Origin of the sequence: Streptomyces sp. NRRL S-37 (assembly GCF_000721605.1) — a bacterium.
Taxonomy (GTDB): domain Bacteria; phylum Actinomycetota; class Actinomycetes; order Streptomycetales; family Streptomycetaceae; genus Streptomyces.
Map to the genome: position 1 here is coordinate 182,737 of NZ_JOIZ01000016.1, position 19,012 is coordinate 201,748.

The 19,012-nt window shown below is 73.8% G+C and carries 11 protein-coding genes; 7 read left to right on the forward strand and 4 right to left on the reverse strand.

Translation table 11 applies throughout. From position 1 onward, the window contains the following. Positions 1-288 precede the first annotated feature (288 nt). The 5 genes from IH50_RS0123405 to IH50_RS0123425 are packed head-to-tail and all read left to right on the forward strand — an operon-like array spanning position 289 to position 10,142. Positions 289-3,594 (forward strand): DUF4132 domain-containing protein, encoded by a 3,306-nt coding sequence (locus IH50_RS0123405; protein ID WP_051767419.1) that lies wholly within the window; start codon positions 289-291, stop codon positions 3,592-3,594. An 8-nt stretch (positions 3,595-3,602) separates the two neighbouring features. Then, entirely contained in the window at positions 3,603-4,700 is a 1,098-nt protein-coding gene (locus IH50_RS0123410) for an AAA family ATPase (RefSeq protein WP_030865634.1), read from the forward strand. Continuing rightward, positions 4,697-7,030 carry a DUF5682 family protein gene (locus tag IH50_RS0123415; protein WP_030865637.1) on the forward strand — a complete coding sequence of 778 codons (2,334 nt, stop codon included), beginning with the start codon at positions 4,697-4,699 and terminating at the stop codon, positions 7,028-7,030. The genes IH50_RS0123410 and IH50_RS0123415 overlap by 4 nt, the downstream gene beginning before the upstream one ends. After that, positions 7,027-8,187 carry a VWA domain-containing protein gene (locus IH50_RS0123420; RefSeq protein WP_030865641.1) on the forward strand — a complete coding sequence of 387 codons (1,161 nt, stop codon included), beginning with the start codon at positions 7,027-7,029 and terminating at the stop codon, positions 8,185-8,187. The genes IH50_RS0123415 and IH50_RS0123420 overlap by 4 nt, the downstream gene beginning before the upstream one ends. Beyond that, the gene (locus tag IH50_RS0123425) at positions 8,184-10,142 is read left to right on the forward strand and encodes a hypothetical protein (RefSeq protein WP_051767420.1); all 1,959 of its coding nucleotides are present in this window, start codon (positions 8,184-8,186) and stop codon (positions 10,140-10,142) included. Before IH50_RS0123420 ends, IH50_RS0123425 begins: the two co-directional genes overlap by 4 nt. A gap of 138 nt (positions 10,143-10,280) precedes the next feature. Here IH50_RS0123425 and IH50_RS0123430 read toward each other — a convergent pair whose 3' ends face one another. The 4 genes from IH50_RS0123430 to IH50_RS0123445 form a co-directional block, all read right to left on the reverse strand. Further along, entirely contained in the window at positions 10,281-13,190 is a 2,910-nt protein-coding gene (locus IH50_RS0123430; RefSeq protein WP_030865650.1) for an ATP-binding protein, read from the reverse strand. A gap of 199 nt (positions 13,191-13,389) precedes the next feature. Beyond that, positions 13,390-14,400 carry a (-)-alpha-amorphene synthase gene (locus IH50_RS0123435; RefSeq protein WP_107062127.1) on the reverse strand — a complete coding sequence of 337 codons (1,011 nt, stop codon included), beginning with the start codon at positions 14,398-14,400 and terminating at the stop codon, positions 13,390-13,392. After that, complete coding sequence (locus IH50_RS0123440) at positions 14,375-15,787, reverse strand: cytochrome P450 (RefSeq protein WP_063759501.1); 1,413 nt, start codon at positions 15,785-15,787, stop codon at positions 14,375-14,377. Before IH50_RS0123440 ends, IH50_RS0123435 begins: the two co-directional genes overlap by 26 nt. A gap of 342 nt (positions 15,788-16,129) precedes the next feature. Further along, positions 16,130-16,966, reverse strand: coding sequence for a universal stress protein (locus IH50_RS0123445; RefSeq protein ID WP_030865657.1), 837 nt, complete (start codon positions 16,964-16,966; stop codon positions 16,130-16,132). Between the two features lie 297 nt (positions 16,967-17,263). Here IH50_RS0123445 and IH50_RS0123450 point away from each other — a divergent pair, with 297 nt between their 5' ends. Further along, on the forward strand, positions 17,264-17,734 hold the full coding sequence (locus IH50_RS0123450) for a cation:proton antiporter regulatory subunit (protein ID WP_030865659.1): 471 nt from the start codon (positions 17,264-17,266) through the stop codon (positions 17,732-17,734). A gap of 4 nt (positions 17,735-17,738) precedes the next feature. Beyond that, positions 17,739-18,986 carry a cation:proton antiporter gene (locus IH50_RS0123455; protein WP_030865661.1) on the forward strand — a complete coding sequence of 416 codons (1,248 nt, stop codon included), beginning with the start codon at positions 17,739-17,741 and terminating at the stop codon, positions 18,984-18,986. Positions 18,987-19,012 lie beyond the last annotated feature (26 nt).

Below are 19,012 nucleotides of genomic sequence, written 5' to 3' on the forward strand. Positions count from 1 at the left end.
CTGCCTTCCCAGCCGAAGGTGGGCGCCGGCCGGGTGGCGCAGACAGGACATTGAGGGGGCTTCTGACCAAGCTCCTATCAGGTCATGTTCCGCCCGGCCGGAGCCATGAGAACAGGTCCCGGCGGCCGGACAGAACAACTTGAGGACAGCCCAGCAGGGCGTCAGTCAGTGCCCGAGCCACGACCACCGGAACCTGAGTATCAGCATCAATGTCAGTGCCGAGGTCTAACGTGATCGGCAACTGCTCATGAGGTCCCCGCGCGACGGGTGACGGGGAGGAACAGCGCCATGCACCAGGAAATCGCCGACGAGGACCGGTTCGAGATGCCCGCCGCCTGGCTGCGGGCCCTGCCCGTGCTCCGGGCCGACGTGAAGCCGGCCGGGGACGCGGTGGAGAAGGCCGCTCGCCACTACGCGCAGGAGGCGGCCTGGTTCGAGGAGATGTTCTCCTCCTCCGGCAGCGACCCGGAGCTGGTGAAGGAGGGCCGGGCCCACCGGGCGGGCAGTCCCTCTCCGCTCGGAGCCGCCGTGGAGATCGCCGTCGGCTGGCACCACGCGATGGTGGACGTGCTCGTCGACGCCTGCGTGACCGAACACGGCCTGCCGTTCACCGCTCGTGCCGTCGTGGAGCTGGGATGCGTCAACCCCCATTACAAGCAGGCAGGTTCCCGGCGGTACGACGCGGCGCTGCGGAGAACGGCCGATTACCGGGCCTACCACGTGTGGGAGACCGCCGCCCGTGTCCGGGACCTGCTCGCGGCGGCCGACGAGGAGACCCGACGGCGGGCCGTCGAGGCCCTCGCCGGCCTCCGGGACAGCGCCGAGCGCCGCATCGTGGTCTCCTACCTGGTACCCGAGGAGCATGCCTGGGTCGACGAGTGCTGCGACGGCCCGATACCGAACGACTCCGCCCTGCGGCGCATGCTCCTTCTCTCCCTGTACCGGCCGGAGCAGATCGCCCGCATCGGCCAAGGAGCACGACTCGGCTGGAACGGCTGGAACCTCCGACTGCTCGCCACCCTCGCGAACCGGCTCGGTCCCGTCGTCGGGTACCTGCTGGAGGACGCGTTCGACGGAGCCTACGGATCCGACGGACACCGGGCCGTCGCGGGCTGGGCCGCCGAACTGCCCACCGACGACGCCTTCCGCCTGCTGCTGGAGAAGGGCGGCGACCGCAATGTCCGCCCCGCCCTGCTCGACGCCATGAACCGCTACCCTCGGCGGGCCCTGCGGCTGCTCTCCGCCGCCGCGGCGGGCGACAGCGAACAGGCCTCCCTCTCCCGGATGTTGCTGCCCCTGCACGTGGCGACCCACCCGGAGCTCACGAAGGAGACGTTGCCCACCCTGCCCGAGGCGTCCGCAGCCGTCGTCGCCCCACTGCTGGGGCGAGGCGAACGGGACGCGGAAGCGCCTGCGGAGGCGCTCCCCGCCCTGCTGGTCGCCCCGCCGTGGACCCGGAAGCGCACCAGCCGCAAGGCCCGCGTGGCCCGCGACGTCCCCGGGGCGCCGCAGGCCGAGGTGGCCTGGAAGCCCGGGGAACAGGAGGACTGGGCGGCCACCGCCGTCGCCGAAACCCCCTGGTGGCGCGAGTACGACTGGTCCCGCGAGATCCAGCAGATGCAGCAGGGGACGTGGCGGGGCAACATCCACGCCGCCCGCCTCTTCGTCACCGGCCCCGAGGACGTCGTACGCCCACTGCTCGACGCCTTCGCCCCCGAGCGCGTCTGGGACACCGAGAGCCACCTCAGGCCCGTCGCCGCCCGCCACGGCCTGCACGCCCTGCCGATGCTGAGCCGGCTCGCCGCCCGCCACCCGGCCACCGCCGGCGGCCTGCTGCTGCCCTACCGCAGCGTCGAGGTGGCCCGGCAGATGGCCGAGTGGCTGGTGCGCCGCCAGTCGCTGAGGCCCACGGTTCTCGCCTGGCTCCGCCGCCACGGCCGGGCCGCGGCAGCCTTCCTCGTGCCCGACGCCGTCGGCCCGACGGGCACGTCCCGCACCCACGCCGAACACGCCCTGCGGCAACTCGCCGCGGAGGTGGGCGCCGAGGCCGTGCGGGAGAGCACCGCCGGCTGCGGCGCCGAGGCCGAGGAGATCGTCGCCGACCTCCTCGCCGGCGATCCGCTGGAGGCCGCCCTCCCGGCGAGGATGCCGTCCCCCTGCACCTGGGCCGACCCCGCCCTGTTCCCGCAGATCCGGCTCACCGGCGGCCGCGGCGCCCTGCCCGCCGACGCCGTCCGCCACGTGACGACCATGCTGCAGATCTCCAAGCCCGGTGACGTCTACCCCGGCCTCGCCACCGTCACCGAGCACTGCGACGCCGGCTCCCTCGCCGAGTTCGCCTGGGCCCTCTTCGAGACGTGGCGGTTCCACGGCATGCCGGCCAAGGACAGCTGGGTCCTCCACGCCCTCGGCCTCCTCGGGGACGACGAGACCGTCCGCCGTCTCACCCCCCTCGTGCGTGCCTGGCCCGGTGAGAACGCCCACCACCGGGCCGTCGAGGGCCTCACCGTCCTCGCCGCGATCGGCACCGACACCGCCCTGCGCCATCTGCACGGCATCTCCCAGCGGGTGCCGTTCAAGGCCCTCAAGAAGCGGGCCCGGGAGAAGATCGACGAGGTCGCCGAAGGACTCGGCCTCACCACCGACCAGCTCGCCGACCGGCTGGTCCCCGACCTCGGCCTCGCCGACGACGGCAGCACCGTCATCGACTACGGCCCGCGCCGCTTCACCGTCACCTTCGACGAACAGCTCCGCCCCTGTGTCCGAGACGAGACCGGCAAGCTCCGCAAGGCCCTGCCGGCCCCGGGCGTCAAGGACGATCCGGAACTCGCCCCCGCCGAGCGCAAGCGGTTCGCCGCCCTCAAGAAGGAGGTCCGGACGATCGCCTCCGACCAGCTGCGCCGCCTGGAGGCCGCCATGGTCACCGGCCGTTCCTGGACCGCCGCCGAGTTCCGCGAACTGCTCGTCGCACACCCCCTTCTGCGCCACCTGGTGCGCCGCCTGGTCTGGCTCGGCGACGGCGACGGCGACGGCACGGTGACCGCGTTCCGTGTCGCCGAGGACCTCACCCTCGCCGACGTCCACGACGACGCATGGTCCCTCCCCGCCGACGCCACCGTGCGCCTCGCCCACCCCCTCCATCTGGGAGACGAACTCGAGGCCTGGGCCGACCTCTTCGCCGACTACGAGATCCTCCAGCCCTTCCCGCAGCTCGGGCGCCCCGTGCACGCCTTCACCGACACGGAGGCCACCGGCCACCGGCTGACCCGCTTCGAGGGCGTCACCGTCCCCGTCGGCAAACTCCTCGGCCTCACCAAGCGCGGCTGGGAACGCGGCACGCCCGAGGACAACGGCGTGGAACGCTGGTTCTCCCGCCCGATCGCCCGCGACCGCCACCTCGTCATCGCCCTCGACGACGGCATCGCCGTCGGCATGGTCAACGAGTTTCCCGACCAGACCCTCGAGACCATATGGATCGACACCGCCCCCGGTGACTACTGGGGCAGCCGCACATACCCGCACCGCCTCGGCGAGATCGACCCCGTCATCGCCTCCGAGATTCTCGCCGACCTGACCGACATCACCGCCAAATGAGCCCCGCCATGACCACAGTGAGCGACCCGCACCCGCCCCGCCTGCAGCGCCCGCCCGCGGAAGTGCGCCACGCCGACGAACTCGCCGAGCTGCGTACCGGGGACACCGGCCCGCGGCCGCCCGGCTGGCAGCTCAGCCTCCGTGCCGCCCTCCGCTTCGTGATCGGAGACCCCGACGCGGGCATCAGCCGCAAGTTCGTCGGCAGCCCCTCGCTCGTCGAACGGGCCCTGGTGACCCTGGCCACCAACCGGGGTCTGATGCTCGTCGGCGAACCCGGCACGGCCAAGTCGCTGCTCTCCGAGCTCATCGCGGCAGCCGTCAGCGGCACCTCCACGCTCACGGTGCAGGGCGGCGCGGCCACCACCGAGGACCAGATCAAGTACTCCTGGAACTATGCCCTGCTGGTCTCCGAAGGCCCCTCCCGCCGCTCCCTGGTGCCCGCCCCCATGCTCCGCGGCATGGCCGAGGGACGCATCGTCCGCTTCGAGGAGATCACCCGTTGCCCCCTCGAGGTCCAGGACTGCCTGCTCTCCCTGCTCTCCGAACGCGTCGTCGCCGTCCCCGAACTCGACGGCGACGACGGCATGGTCTTCGCCCGCCAGGGCTTCAACGTCATTGCCACCGCCAACACCCGTGACCGTGGCGTCAATGAGATGAGCGCCGCGCTCAAACGCCGTTTCAACTTCGAGACCGTCTTCCCGATACCCGACCTCGACACCGAACTCGCCCTCGTCGAAGCCGAGTCCACCGCCCTGCTCCGCGAGTCCGGAGTCGAGCGGGCACCCGACCGGGACGTCCTCGAGGTACTGGTCGGTACCTTCCGTGAACTGCGCGGCGCACCCGGCCAGGGCGACCGGCCCTCCGCGGTGATGAGCACCGCCGAGGCCGTCTCCACGGCCCACGCCGTCGGCCTGCGCGGCTGGTTCCTGCGTGGCGAGGCCGGAAACGCCGCCGATATCGTCTCCTGCCTCGCCGGCACCGCCGCCAAGGACAGCCCCGAGGACCTCGCCCGCCTGCGCCGCTTCCTCGAACAGCAGGCCCGCCTGCGCCGAGGCCCCCAGTGGCAGGCCCTCCACGAGGCCCGGCACCTGCTGGACCAACGGTGAGCACCGCCCGCGTCACCTTCCTGGGGGTGCGCCACCACTCACCGGCCTGCGCCGGCCTCGTCCGCCGCACGATCCGCGAACTGCGCCCGGCACACGTCCTGGTCGAGGGCCCCGCCGACATGAACGACCGGATCGGCGAACTGCTCCTCGGACACGAACTGCCCATCGCCGTCTTCAGCCACTATCGCGACACCGAACGGGTCGCCACCTCCTGGACCCCGTTGTGCGCGTACTCCCCGGAATGGGTGGCACTCACCGAGGGCCGGACCGCGGGCGCCGAGGTCCGGTTCATCGACCTGCCCGCCTGGCACCGCGCCTTCACCGACCGCCCCGACGGCGCGGCCAACCGCTACGCCGACGCCGAGGCCCGCTACAGCCGCGCCACCGAACGGCTCCGCGCCCGTTACCGGGTCGACACCGTGGACGCCCTGTGGGACCGCGTCTTCGAGATCGCCGATCCGGACGGCCTGCAGGACCGCCTGGACGCCTACTTCACCCTGGTGCGCGGCGACACCGAGGCCGACGACGGGGACCGCGCCCGCGAGCAGTACATGGCCTCCTGGGTCCGTGCCGCAGTCGCACACGCCGGCGGCCGGCCGGTCCTGGTGGTGACCGGCGGCTTCCACCAGCCCGCCCTGCGCGCCCTCACCGCCGCCCCCGGCACGTCTCCGGGCGCGGAACCCGCCGCATGGCCCCCGGTGCCCGCCCCGCCCGACGGGGCCGCGGGCGGCAGTTTCCTGGTGCCCTACTCCTTCCGCCGGATGGACGCCTTCGCCGGCTACCAGTCCGGCATGCCGTTCCCCGGCTACTACCAGCACCTGTGGGACGAAGGCCCCGACGCGGCCGCGGAAACCCTCCGTCGCACCGTCGTGGAACGGCTCCGCGCCCGCCGCCTCCCCGCCTCCACCGCCGCCCTGATCTCCGCCCACACCCTCACCGAGGGCCTCGCCGCGCTCCGCGGACACCCCCGCCCCGCCCGCGTCGACGTCCTGGACGGCCTCGCCGCCGCACTGATCACCGACGACCTCGACCAGCCGCTCCCCTGGAACACCGACGGCCCCCTGAGGCCCGGCGCCCACCCCGCCGTCGTCGAAACGGTCGTCGCCTGCACCGGCGACCGCACCGGCCGCCTCCACCCCGACACCCCGCTGCCGCCCCTGGTCCACCACGTGACCGCCGAGGAGATCCGCCTCGGCCTCGACGGCGACCGCACCCTCGACCTCGACCTCACCACCCCCCGAGGGCTCGAACGCAGCCGCTTCCTCCACCAGCTGCGCATCCTCGGCATCCCCGGCCACACCCGCCTCACCGGCCCCGACCACGGAGCCGACCCCCGCGACCACGAAACCTGGGAACCCCGCCCCCGCACCGGCCGCGACGCCGCACTGACCGAGGCCGGCGCCTACGGAGCCCGCCCCGACGAGGCCGCCACAGCCCTCCTCGCCCGCCGCCTCCGCGACACCGGTACGGCCGCCGACGCCGGGACCACCGCCGACCTCCTTTTCGACGCCGTCCTCTGCGGAGCCGGAACCCTCTCCCGCGACCTCCTGGACGGCCTCGCCCACCGGATCCGCACCACCGCCGACCCCGGACCCCTCGGGCGGGCCCTCGCCGTGGTCCTGGGCCTCTGGCGCCACGACCGCGTCTTCGGTACCGCCCGTGACCCGCTGCTCGGCACCGTCCTCGACCACGCCGTCGACCGGCTCTTCCACCTGGTGGAGGGCCTCCACGGCGGCCCGCCCGGCGTCGACGTCCCCCGCCTGCGCGCCCTGACCGCCGCCCGCGACGCCCTCCTCCACGCCGCACCCGCCCTTGCCCTCACCCCGGAAACCGCCGCCGCGACCGCCGCCCGCATCGCCCGCGACCGGCACGCCCCCGCCGACCTGCGCGGCGCCGCCCTCGGCCTGTGCCGCGCCCTCGGAGCCCCGGCCGAACCCGCCGGCGAGGCCGAAGCGTTCGCCGGCGCGGCCGACCCCGCCGTCCTCGGCGACTGGCTGGCCGGCCTGCTCGCCCTCGCCCGCGAAGAGATCCTGCGGCCCGCCCCGAAGGGCGAACAGTCCCTGCTCGACACCCTGGACGGCGTCGTCACCACCATGACCGACGACGTCTTCCTCCGCGCCCTGCCCGCCCTGCGTCAGGCCTTCGCCTTCTTCCCGCCCCGGGAACGCGAACGCGTCGCACAACTCCTCCTCGACCGCCGGAACCTGCACGGCTCCGCCCGCACCCTGCTGCGCACCACCGCCGACCCGCTGCTCCTCGCCCGTGCCGCGGCCCTCGAGGAACACACCGGCCTCCTGCTCGACCGGCACGCCCTCGGAGCACCCCGATGACCCCCGACGACCCCCGCGCGGGACTGGAACGCTGGCGGCTGATCCTCGGCGCCCCCGCCGAACGCCGCACCGGCGGCCTCGACGGCCCGGACGCCGCCCGCGACACCGCACTCCAGTGGCTCTACGGCCGTGACGACGACCTCGCCCGCCGTGGTGAACGTCGCGGCACCGCCGGCGGCCGGGAGGGCGGCGACGGCCCCTCCACGCTCGCCGTCGTCGACTGGCTCGACGACATCCACCGTCTCTTCCCCCGGGAGACGGTCGAACGCCTCGAACGCGACGCCGTGGAGACCTACGGCATCGACGAGATCGTCACCGATCCCGACGTTCTTCTCCGCGTGGAACCCAGCACCAGCCTGCTGCGGGCCGTGCTGCGCACCAAACACCTGATGAACCCGCGGATCCTGGCCGCCGCCCGGCGCATCGTCGAAGCCGTCGTGCGCGACCTGACCGAGCGGCTGAGGCCGGAGATCCGGCGCGCCCTCACCGGAGCCCGCTCCCGCCGCCCCAGCCGAACCCCCCGCGCCCGGAACTTCGACTTCAGGGCCACGATCCGCGCCAACCTCGCCCACTACCGGCCCGAGGACCGCCGCATCCTCATCGAGCGGCCGCACTTCCACTCCCGTACCCGCCGCCACATCGAGCAGTGGCAGCTGATCCTCCTCGTCGACCAGTCCGGCTCCATGGCCGGATCCGTGATCCACTCCGCCGTCACCGCCGCCTGCCTGTGGGGCCTGCCCGGACTGCGCACCCACCTGGTCGCTTTCGACACGCAGGTCGTCGACCTCACCTCCGACGTCACCGACCCCGTCGAACTCCTGATGAAGGTCCAGCTCGGCGGCGGCACCGACATCGCCCGCGCCGTCGACTACTGCGCCGGTCTCGTCGACAACCCGCGCCGCACGATCGTCGCCCTGATCACCGACTTCTACGAGGGCGGCGACGCCCATCGCCTGACCCGCACCGTCCGCGACCTGACCGGACAGGGCGTCACCGTCCTCGGCCTCGCCGCCCTCGACGAGGAGGCCGCCCCCTCCTACGACCGCGACCTGGCCGGCCGCCTCGCCGAGGCCGGCGCGCACATCGGCGCCATGACCCCCGGCCACCTGGCCGAATTCGTCGCCGAGAGAATGGCCCACGGAGGACGAACGGCATGACCCGCACCGACCTGCTCGCCCTCACCCCCGACACCCTCGCCGCTCTCGCCAACCGCGGCCTGGTCAAACGCGCCGCCAAGGACCTCGACGCCGGAGCAGGCCCCGACCTGGACGTCACCAGCGACCACACCGTGCACGGCCGCTTTCCCGACGGCACCGAGACCCGGCTGCCGCCCGGCGCCACCCTGCGGGACGCCCACTGCAGCTGCGGGGCCCACGGAGTCTGCCGCCACCGCATCGGACTCGTCCTCGCCTACCAGCGCACCGCGACCGCACCGGACACCCCGCCGCCTTTCACCGACTGGTCCCCCGGAAGCATCGACGACACCGCCCTCGCCGAGACCTTCGGCCGTCCCGCCCTCGCCGCGGCCCGTCGCACCCGCGACCGCGGCTACCGGGCCGTCCTCCACCGCCCCACCCCCGCCGACCCCGTTCCCGCCGTCGAACTCCCCGCCTGCACCGTCCGCTTCCCTGTGCCCCACCGCCCCGGCTTTGCCGTCACCGATGCCGCCGAGCCGCTGCGCGGCGCGACGGTCGTGCTCGCCGTCTGGGCCTTCCGGGCAGCCGACCCCGAGGGCAGCGACCGGGTCACCGTCGGAGGAAGGGAAACAACCCCGGACAACGGTGACAGCGCCCACCGCGCGGCCATGGACCTGGTCGACGAACTCCTCGTCGAAGGCGTCCCCCAGGCCGGCCCCGTCCTGGACGGAACCCTCCGCCGTGCCGGCGCCGCCCTCACGGCCGCCGGCCGCCACTGGCCCGCCGCGGCCCTCGAGGAGATACGCCACCAGCTCGCCGAGCACGCCGTCCGCGGCGCCCGCCACGACCGCGAGACCCACGCCCTGCTCCTCGCCGAACTTCACGCCCGCCACCGCGCCGCCCCCACCGACCCCGCGGCCGTCCTCGGCACTGCCGAGACGGCCCGCACAGCCTTGCGCCGAGTCCGCCTCGTCGCCCTCGGCTGCCACGTCGACGGCTCCGCCCGCGACCGCACCGCCGACGTCTTCTTCGCCCACCCCGATGCCGGTGTCGTCCTCGTTCTGCACAAACGCTGGGAGCTGCCCGACGGTCCGGCGCCCACCGGCCACGACCTCGGCTCCCGCAGGATCCTCGGTACGAACCTGCGCACCCTTGCCGCCGCCAACGTGGTCAGCGAGGCCACCTCCCGCACGGCCGGCCGCGCCGTGGAGATCTCCCGCGGCCGGATCGCCACCACGTCCGTCACCCCCGTCGGCGCCGCCTGGGACGACCTGCCGCCCGGGCTGCTGGTCACCGACCTCGCCGCACAGTTCCCCGCCCCCGGTGCCCTCCCTCCCCGGCTCATCCGCCCTCGGGTGGAGGCCGAGTCCATGCGCGTCCTCGCCGTCGCGGAGGCCGGACCCGTGCGGTACGACCCGGCCGCACAGCGCCTCGAAGCCGTCCTTCACGACCCGGCCGGCAACGAGGCCTTGCTGAGCACCGCGTACAACCCCCACTGCCCCGGCACTCTGGACGCCCTGGCCGACGCCCTCGCCTCCGGCACCGTCGACCGGATCAGCGGTTCCCTCCGCCATGACCGGGGCAGGGTCCTCCTCGCCCCTCTCGCCGTCCGCACCTCCCGCGGCGTCCTCGTCCCCGACCTCGCCCCCGGCGACGGCGACACCGCCCTCCCCGTCGCCCCGCACCCCCCGGACGACCCCCTCACCACCGCCTTGGAACAGGCCCTCGCAGCCCTCGCCGAGGCCGCCCACCGCGGTCTGAAGAACCTGACCGCCACCGACCACGACATCCTCGAATCGGCAGCCGCCCTCCTGCACCGAACCGGCTTCCACACCACCGCGGACAAGGTCTCCGCTGTGACGACCACCCACCGTACCCACGGCCCGGTCCCCGCCACTTCTCACTGGCACACCGCCGTCATCCGCCTCGCCGCAACCCTGGAACTCCACCGGACCGGCTCGTACACATCGCCGTGACCGGACATGACACCACCTCACCGAGCACGCCGACGCCGTCGCCCGCCCCGGTGGACCGGACGGCCTGCGTCCGGCGCGTCGCACGCGGGCGGGCCCCAAGAGCCGCAGACCGTTCGGCCGTTCCGGGCCGCGGCTCGTTCACGGCCGGGGCCGGGGAAACGACTCCAGTGCGGCCGCCAGGCCCGAGGCGTCCGTGCCGATCTTGCGGTAGACCGACGAGAGCAGATGGCGCACGCCCTGCTCCGTGAGGTGCAGCTTCCCGGCGATCACCGCCGTGGACGCTCCCCGGACCGTCAGCTCGGCGGCCTCCCGTTCGGGCGCGGTGAGGGTGTCCGTCTGGGCGTAACGCAGGGGCAGCGGCCGCAGTCCGGCCGCGGCGAGCTCGTCCCTGGCCCGTGCCGCCAGCGCCTCCGCGCCGCAGTGCACGGCGCCCTCCAGCCCACGGTAGAGGCGGTCGGCGGCCTCCTGCACCTGCCCGGTGCGGGACAGCGCCGCCCCGTGGCCGACCAGGGCGCGGGCCAGCTCGTAGGCCGCGGGCGACTGTTCCAGGTGGCCGACGGCCTCCGCGTGCAGGTCGAGCGCGGCCGGGCCGCCGGTCACCTCGGCCAGCGTGTGCAGGGCCTGCCCGATCGCCGAGGCCGCCCCGAAGTCCCGGGCCCGCTTGACCGCGTCCTGCGCGTGCCGGACCGCCCGGTCGGGTGCGCTGCGGGCGAGCGCGGACGCCAGCCCCGACTGCCAGGCGCACCAGGCGGGATTGCGCCACTCCCGCCCGTCCAGCCAGTCCCCGACGTCACGGAGCAGCGCGGCGGCCTCGTCCGCGCGGCCCTCCGCCAGCAGCAGCTCGGCGTAGACCGTGCGCGGGTCGGGGTAGATGACGGCGTTCGGGACCAGCTTGCCGTAGCGGTGCTGGTCGGCGATCCGGCGTGCCTCCGCCGTACGCCCGCGGGCCAGGAGCGTCTGGATGAGGATGCCGACGGCGAACCACTGGGCGGGCACCGCCCCCTCCACCCGGTCGGCGATGCGCAGCCCCTCCCGGACCAGGTTCTCCGCCTCGGCCAGGGAGCCCCGGCGGTAGCGGATGTACCCGGAGAGGGTCTGGCCCAGGGTGAGGTGGGAGCCGCGCCAGCCCTTCGCCTCGCACTCCGCCATGCCCTTGCTGAACAGTTCCTCGGCCCGCCGCGGCCGGTCGGCGTACAGGAACACCATCGCCACCGCCACCGGCACCTCGAAGCCCCGGTTCTCGTCGGTCCAGCTCAGCCCGCCCCGCAGGGCCCGCTCGGCGTACTCGAGGGCCGTCCGCCGCGGCTCGCCGCACACCACCGCCTCCCAGGCCCGCAGGCCCAGGATGTACCGCTCCTCCAGGCCGCGGCCGGTCACCTTCGCGGCCAGCCTGGCGAGCCGGCGCGAGCGGGCGGCGGAGTCCGGTTCGTCGGTGCGGTACGAGCTCCACACGAAGTGGTCGGCCTGCATCCGCAGCCTGATCCGGGGGTGCGGGGTGCGCCGCGCCTCGTCGGCGGCGACGGCCGCGGCCTCGGCCACCTGGTCGATGTGCGCCAGCGCCTGCGTGAGCCGGTACACGATGGACGCCCGCAGTTCCGGGTCGAGGCCGGGCTCCGCCAGCGCCTCACGGAGGTGCGCGACCGTGGCCGTGGGCTTGATGAGGAAGGTGGAGGAGGCGAGTTCGTGCAGCAGCTCGGCGCGCTGCTCCGGCAGTGGCGGCTCCTGGAGCGCCCGCGTCAGCAGCCGCCGGGCCGCTTCCGGGGCGCCGGCGCGCATGTACTCGCGGGCGGCCTCGCGCAGACACGCCACCGCCTCGGCGCGGCCGTCGCAGGGCACCTCCAGCAGGTGCCGGGCGGCCGCCGCCGGCCCGAACCCGGCGGCGCGGACGGCCTCGGCGGCCCCGTTGTGCAGTCCGACCCGCAGCGCCGGGGGAATGGAACGGTAGACGGTGGTGGCGATCAGCGGGTGGACGAAGGCGAGTCCGTCCCCGGTCCCGTCGTCCTCGGCCAGGATCCGGGCGGCGCGCAGCCGCTCCGTCGCCTCGGCGGCCGCCTCACTGCCGACCACGGCGATGGTGGCGGCGAGCTCCTGCGACACGGACTCGCCGAGCACGGCCGCGGCGTAGGCGAAACGGACGGTGGACGTTCCGAGGGCGTGCAGGCGTTCGATCAGTCCGCGGCCCTTGAGCGCCGCGGCCAGGTCCCGCATCGCGCGCAGCTCGTGCCAGGCGCCCCGCAGATTGCGTTCGCCCAGGCGGATGGCGAGTTCGACGGTCTCGAACGGGTTTCCCCCGGTGGCCTGCCGGCATTCCTCGCAGAACTCGTCCTCGGCCCCGTCCCCCACCTCGTCCCTGACGATCCGCGCCACCGCCTCGGAGGTGAGCGGCTTCAGCGCGTAGGGGCGGGTGCCGAGGCTGCCCGGCAGGGCGCGCAGCGGCTCCGCCTCGCGCGGCAGGTCGTCGGGCCGGTGGGCGAGGACGATCAGCAGCGGCAGGTCCGCCACCCGGGGGGCGAAGGAGGTGATCCAGTCGAGGGACTCGATGTCCGCCCAGTGCAGGTCGTCGAGCAGCAGCACCATGGGTGCCTTCCGCGCGGCGAGCCGGGTCATGACCCAGTCCAGGCCCTCGCGGACACCGGACGGGTCGGGCACATGGGGGCCTGGCCCCGCTTCCAGGCCGAGCGCGGTGGCGACGACGTCGTACCAGCTGCCGAGGAACGCGCGGAGCTCGTCGCCGTCCATCGCGGCCAGCGGGGGCTGGAGGAGCCGGCGCACCACACGGAACGCCAGCTCCTGCTCGTTCCGGCCGCCGCAGCCCGACAGTACGGTGATCCCCTGGGCCAGCGCGCGGGAGCGGGCCTGCGCCAGCAGCGCCGTCTTGCCCATCCCGCCCGGCCCGGTGAAGACGAGGAGCCCGCCGCGCGGCGTCTGCGGCACCCCGTCCCGGGTGTCCCGCAGGGCCGCCAACGCCTCGTCCAGCGCCCGCAGTTCCCGTCGGCGCTCCAGCAACGGCCGGGACTCCGTGACATGCTGCCGCCGCTCGGTCGTCATGTGCCTTACCGCTTCCTGTCGTTCGGCCAACGGGTGGCAGACGAGCGTATGCCTGCCGCGGCGCACCGTGTCCGTCTTCCGGTACGACCACGACAGGACGGGTGAATCGAAGGCGGCGGCGGCTTGAGGCATCCCTCCTGTGGGTAGGGGTATTCGAATGGATCGCGCCCGGGGGCGCGGGCCCGTGGTGGCGCCCGGGTCAGGCCGGGGCCGCCGCCGTGTCGGCGTAGCGCGGCACGGTGCGGGACCAGTGGAAGCACCCCCGGATCCAGCCGGCCATGTCCTCCGCGTAACCGACGGCCGAGGGACTCAGCCGCGGCCTGATCTCCTCGAAGAGGCCGACGAACTCGTCGATCGCGCGGTTGATCTGCCGGATCGCCAGCATGACGGCGACCGGCAGGGAGCAGCGGTGGGCCCGCTGGTGGGCGAGGGCCAGATTGATCATCCCGCCGTCCCGCCGCTCCTTCACCGCGGAGTACAGATCGGGTATCCACACCGCCGCGTCGGCCGACAGCCGGGTCAGCCGCCGCATCGCCGGGTGCTGCAGCTCCGCGTCGGACAGTTCGCACGGCTGGGCCGCCTCGCACAGCGGATGGAAGGGCTCGACCCCCGCGGTCAGCGACCGGATCGACGTGCACAGTCCGGTAGGCAGCGGGGCGGTGTCGGCCTGCGCCACCGCCTCGTACAGCAGGCCGTGCACGTACTCACGGCTCTTGACGGCCCATCGCGCCGCCTGGGCGGGCGTGCACCGCTCGCGGACCTGCCGGTGCAGATCGGCCAGGGCGGCGCCGAGCGGCGTCGACGGTGACGCGTCGTCCCGCAGTACGGCGATGCTCTCGTCCAGCATGGGCAGCAGCCGGCCGGGTCCCCGCCGGCCCACCTCCTCCGCCCGGTCGTCGAAGACGAATTGATAGGCGATCTGATTGGCGACGATCTGCAGCAGGCCGGAATCCATTTCCGGGCCGTTGTAGGAGGCGAGCTGGGCCGGACGGGTGCGGGCGATCATTTCCGGAACCCAGCTTTCGTCCGCCAGTCCCGTTTCCCGCAGCCACTTCTCGACGCCCTCCGTGACCTGGTGTTCGTGCGGATTGGCCCGGAACGGGAACGGCATGTGCAGATGGGTGTCGATCAGGTCCCTGAGACCGGCGCCGGGAATTCCGTGCAGGGTGCCGGCCGTGATGTCCTCATGTGTGGTCGACAAGGTTGTCACCCGCCCCTCGGGACTGCCGGCCGAGCCCGCCACCGCGCGGTTCGCAGATCATCCGCAGCGACCTGGGGCCCAGCGTCACCGCGGGGCGCACCGGCGCGACGGGCCCCGGGGGGTGCCGCAGCCGCCAGCGCCGGGCGATGGCCGCGACCGCCACCGTGCTCTGTGCCATGGCGAAGGAGTCCCCGAGACATTTCCGGCTGCCCGCGGAGAACGGGACCATCGCGCCGTACGGCTGGTCGGTGTGCTCACCCGACAGCCACCGCTCGGGCCGGAACCGGTCGGGGTCGGGGAACGACGAGGGCGCGTGGTGCAGCAGGTACGGGCTGTAGAGAACGGTGGTCCCGCGCGGCAGACGGCGCCCGCCGAACTCGACGTCCCTGGTGGTGGACCGGGTGAAGAGCCAGCCGGGCGGGGAGTGGCGCAGGGTTTCGGTGACCACGGCCCGGGTGTAGGGCAGGCGCGGCAGGTCGTCGGAGGTGGGGAGGGCGCGCCCGGCCAGTACGGAGTCGACCTCGGCGTGCAGCTCGCGCTCGGCCTCCGGGTGCTGCGCGAGCAGGCTGAACGTGGAGGACAGGCCCAGGGAGGGGCTCTCCGACCCGGTGAGCAGCAGGGAGACGAGCTGGTCGTGCACCTCGCCGGGGGTCACCCCGTGTTCCCCGGCGTCGGCCGCCGCCAGCAGGACCCCCAGCAGATCGTCGCGCGGTTCGCCCGCGCGGCGCTCGGCGATCGCCGCGTCCACGAGCCGGTGCAGACGGGTGACCGCGTCCCGGTACCGGCGGTTGGCGGGCAGGGGCACCCGGAACAGGACGTCGACCGGGACGACCGTACGTACGAACAGGCCGTGGACGATCCCGGCCAGGCAGTCCCGCACCTCGGCGGCCCGCGCCGCGTCGAGCGAGTCGGAGAGCAGGACCCGGCTGATCGCCCCCGTGGTCAGGGTCATCATGGCCGCGCTGACGTCGATCTCCCGCCCCGCCCGCCACGCGCGGCACACCGACTCGGCCTCCTCGCCCATCGCCTCCGTCAGGCCGGCGACGCGGGACGGACGGAAGGCGGGCTGCAGCAGCCTGCGCTGCCTGAGGTGATCGCCGTGCGGGCAGGTGACGACCCCGTCCCCCATGAGGGCCCGGAGCCGCTCGTAGAGGGGGCCGCCCTTGTCGAAGGTGCGGGTGTCCCTGAGCATCTCGTGGACCAGTCGCGGGTGGCACACCACCCAGGCGCGCATCGGACCCAGGCGTATCTCCACCAGATCACCGTGCGCGGACAAAGAATTCAGAAACTCCAGCGGGCGTCGGAACAAGGCGATACCGTGGCCGACGGACGGGAATATGCCCGGCGCGATTCCCGACCTCCAGGCCGGTGCCGGTTCATCAACGCGATTGCTCATCGAATACCACCTGTCTCGAGCGACATAAACGGAATTCAGTGAGTCCACATATACGAGTCCACATACATGTGGCACTCGAACCTTGTCCTGCCCGCACCGGACCGGTACCCGACGCGCCCCGTCCCGTCGCCAAGGGGGCGCACGGGTGCACGGGGAGCGCAGGAATTCAGCCGTGCGCCTCGGCGAAACGGGCGAACCGGACCGGTGCCGAGCGGGTGCCCGGTGAACGGCCGGACAGGGCGCGTGCACACGTCCCGGGGCGCGGGCCGGGTACACGGTCCCGTCGCGCTGCGGCGAGGAAGTCCCCACGAGGAGAGGGGACACCCTCTCACTCGTACCGCTTCATCCCGTGCCGCGGACGACGGCGACGGGACAGTCGGCGTGGTGCAGCAGTGCCTGGCTGACCGAACCGAGCAGCATCCCGGCGAAACCGCCGTGACCGCGGGCCCCGGCCACCACCAGTTGGGCCTCCCGGCTCGCGTCGAGCAGCGTGTGCCGTACCCGTGCCCGCTCCAGGCGCAGCTCCACGGCGACCCCGGGCCGGTCCTCCCGCCACGGCGCCACCGCCTCCTCCAGCAACCGCTGGTGCCGCTCACGGAGCCGGTCGAGGTCCACCACCACGTTCAGCGGATCGGCGGGACCCTCGTACGGCGTCGGCTCGCTCCAGGTGTTCCACACATGCGTCGCGACCAGCGGCGCCCCGCGCAGCGCGGCCTCGGCGAAGGCGAAGCCCGCCGCCGCGGCCCCGGCCGGGGAGCCGTCCACGGCGAGGAGCACGGGCCCCTCGGGGCCGGGACGACCGCGGACCACCATCAGCGGGCCGTGCCCGTGCGCGGCCAGCTGCACGACCGTCGAGCCCAGCAGCAGATCCCCGAAGCCGCTGTGGCCCCGTCCGCCGACCACCGTCAGCACCGCGTGCCGCGACTCGCTCCGCAGGACCGTCAGCGTCTCACCGGACGCCACGGTCCTGGCCACCTCCAGTCCCGGCGCACGGTCGCGGGCACGCTGCTCGGCCCCCGCCAGAACCCCGTGGATCATCGGGTCGAGATCGGCCGGGCGGCTGAACGCGTGCACGATCCGCAGCCGCGCGCCGCGCAGCAGGGCCTCCTGCCCCGCGACGTCGACCGCGGCGAGACTGGACGGCGAACCGTCCACTCCTACGACGACCGTGTCGTTCACCACTCGCTCCCGTCCCCGGCGTTTCCTCCGGGTACCCGTGGGAAGGAGCGCGTATCCACCCGTCCGACCTGCGGCGATACGGGCTCCCCGGAAATCCTCGGTTCCGTCGCGCCCCCTGTCCATCCGTCACAACACCCATGTTCCGGCCGAATGGCGGGATGGCACCATTGCCCCCGTGGGGGTGGATCACCCGTGCCGTTCGACGGCACGGCCGGCACCCCGCACCGGACGACATCGACCATCGACAGACCATCGACAAGAGAACCGGGAAGGGGACGGGCTGTGCCTGCTCCACGGATGAGCGCCACGCCGCTGCCGGGCATCGGCGTGAAATACGACCTCACCACGCGTGAGCACGAGCACCTGTCCGTGATCGCGCACCGCGATGGTGCCCGCACGGTCAACGTCTACCGCTCCGACGACCCGGACGCCTGCGCCCGCTCGATGCGGCTGACCGTCGCCGAGTCCGCCGCGCTGATCGACGCGCTCATGCCCGCCCACCACAGCCCCAACCTGCTGCACACCACCGACCTGGGGCTGGTCGCCGAGCGCATCGAGCTGTCCGCCGTCTCCCACTGGAACGGCCGGCTGCTGGGCGACACCCGGATGCGCACCGACACCGGCGCCTCGATCGTGGCCGTGCTGCGGCGGGCCGAGGCGATCCCGTCCCCCGCGCCGGACTTCCGGCTGGCCGGTGGTGACACGCTGATCCTGATCGGCACTCGCGAGGGCATCGACGCCGCCGCCGAGATACTCGGCAGGGAGTGAGCGCGTGCACTCTTCTGCTGTCTTCCTGATCGAATTCGGTGCCATCATCCTCGGCCTCGGCCTGCTGGGGCGGCTCGCCGGGCGCCTCCAGTTCTCCCCGATCCCCCTCTATCTGCTGGCCGGTCTCGCTTTCGGCGAGGGCGGGCTGCTGCCGCTCGGCGCGAGCGAGGAGTTCGTCGCGATCGGCGCCGAGATCGGCGTCATCCTGCTGCTGCTCATGCTCGGCCTGGAGTACACGGCCAGCGACCTCGTCTCCAACCTCAAGACCCAGTACCCGGCCGGCCTCGTCGACATGGCGCTCAACGCCCTGCCCGGTGCCGCCATGGCCCTGCTGCTCGGCTGGGGCCCGGTCGCCGCGGTGGTGCTGGCCGGCGTCACCTGGATCTCCTCCTCCGGCGTCATCGCGAAGGTCCTCGGCGACCTCGGACGGCTCGGCAACCGAGAGACCCCGGTCATCCTCAGCATCCTGGTGCTCGAGGACCTGGCCATGGCGGTCTACCTGCCGATCATCACCGCCTTGCTGGCCGGTGTCAGCCTCGCCGCAGGCAGCGTCACGCTGGCCATCGCGCTGGGGGTCGCCGGGCTCGTGCTGTTCGTCGCCGTCCGTTACGGACGGGTGATCTCCCGCTTCGTCTCCAGCGACGACCCGGAGAAGCTGCTGCTGGTGGTGCTGGGCCTGACCCTGCTGGTCGCGGGGCTCGCCCAGCAGTTGCAGGTCTCGGCGGCCGTGGGCGCGTTCCTGGTCGGCATCGCCCTGTCCGGTGAGGTCGCCGAGGGCGCGCACAACCTGCTGGCGCCGCTGCGGGACCTGTTCGCCGCCGTGTTCTTCGTCTTCTTCGGCCTGCACACCGACCCCCAGTCGATCCCGCCGGTGATCCTGCCCGCCCTCGGGCTCGCCGTCGTCACCGCGCTGACGAAGATCGCCACCGGGTACTGGGCCGCCCGCCGGGCCGGGATCTCGTCCAAGGGGCGCTGGCGCGCGGGCGGCACCCTGGTCGCCCGCGGCGAGTTCTCCATCGTCATCGCCGGTCTCGCGGTCACCGCGGGCATCGAACCGGACCTCGGCCCGCTGGCCACGGCGTACGTCCTGGTCCTGGTCGTCCTGGGCCCGCTCACGGCCCGCTACACCGAGCCCGTCGCGCTGCGCCTGACCGCCCGGCGCGGCGCCGCCGCCGGCGCCGCGCCCGCACGGGCCACGGCGCCGGCCGCGGAGACGCTGGAACCGGTGGACGAGAGCCGGTCCGAACGCTGAACGGGCCGGCGCCCGGCCCGCGGAGA

Bases quoted from the DNA above. Each gene is read 5' to 3' on its own strand.
- IH50_RS0123440 (WP_063759501.1), bottom strand. From the start codon at position 15,787: ATGAGCAATCGCGTTGATGAACCGGCACCGGCCTGGAGGTCGGGAATC.
- IH50_RS0123420 (WP_030865641.1), top strand. From the start codon at position 7,027: ATGACCCCCGACGACCCCCGCGCGGGACTGGAACGCTGGCGGCTGATC.
- IH50_RS0123410 (WP_030865634.1), top strand. From the start codon at position 3,603: ATGACCACAGTGAGCGACCCGCACCCGCCCCGCCTGCAGCGCCCGCCC.
- IH50_RS0123430 (WP_030865650.1), bottom strand. From the start codon at position 13,190: ATGACGACCGAGCGGCGGCAGCATGTCACGGAGTCCCGGCCGTTGCTG.
- IH50_RS0123405 (WP_051767419.1), top strand. From the start codon at position 289: ATGCACCAGGAAATCGCCGACGAGGACCGGTTCGAGATGCCCGCCGCC.
- IH50_RS0123450 (WP_030865659.1), top strand. From the start codon at position 17,264: ATGAGCGCCACGCCGCTGCCGGGCATCGGCGTGAAATACGACCTCACC.
- IH50_RS0123425 (WP_051767420.1), top strand. From the start codon at position 8,184: ATGACCCGCACCGACCTGCTCGCCCTCACCCCCGACACCCTCGCCGCT.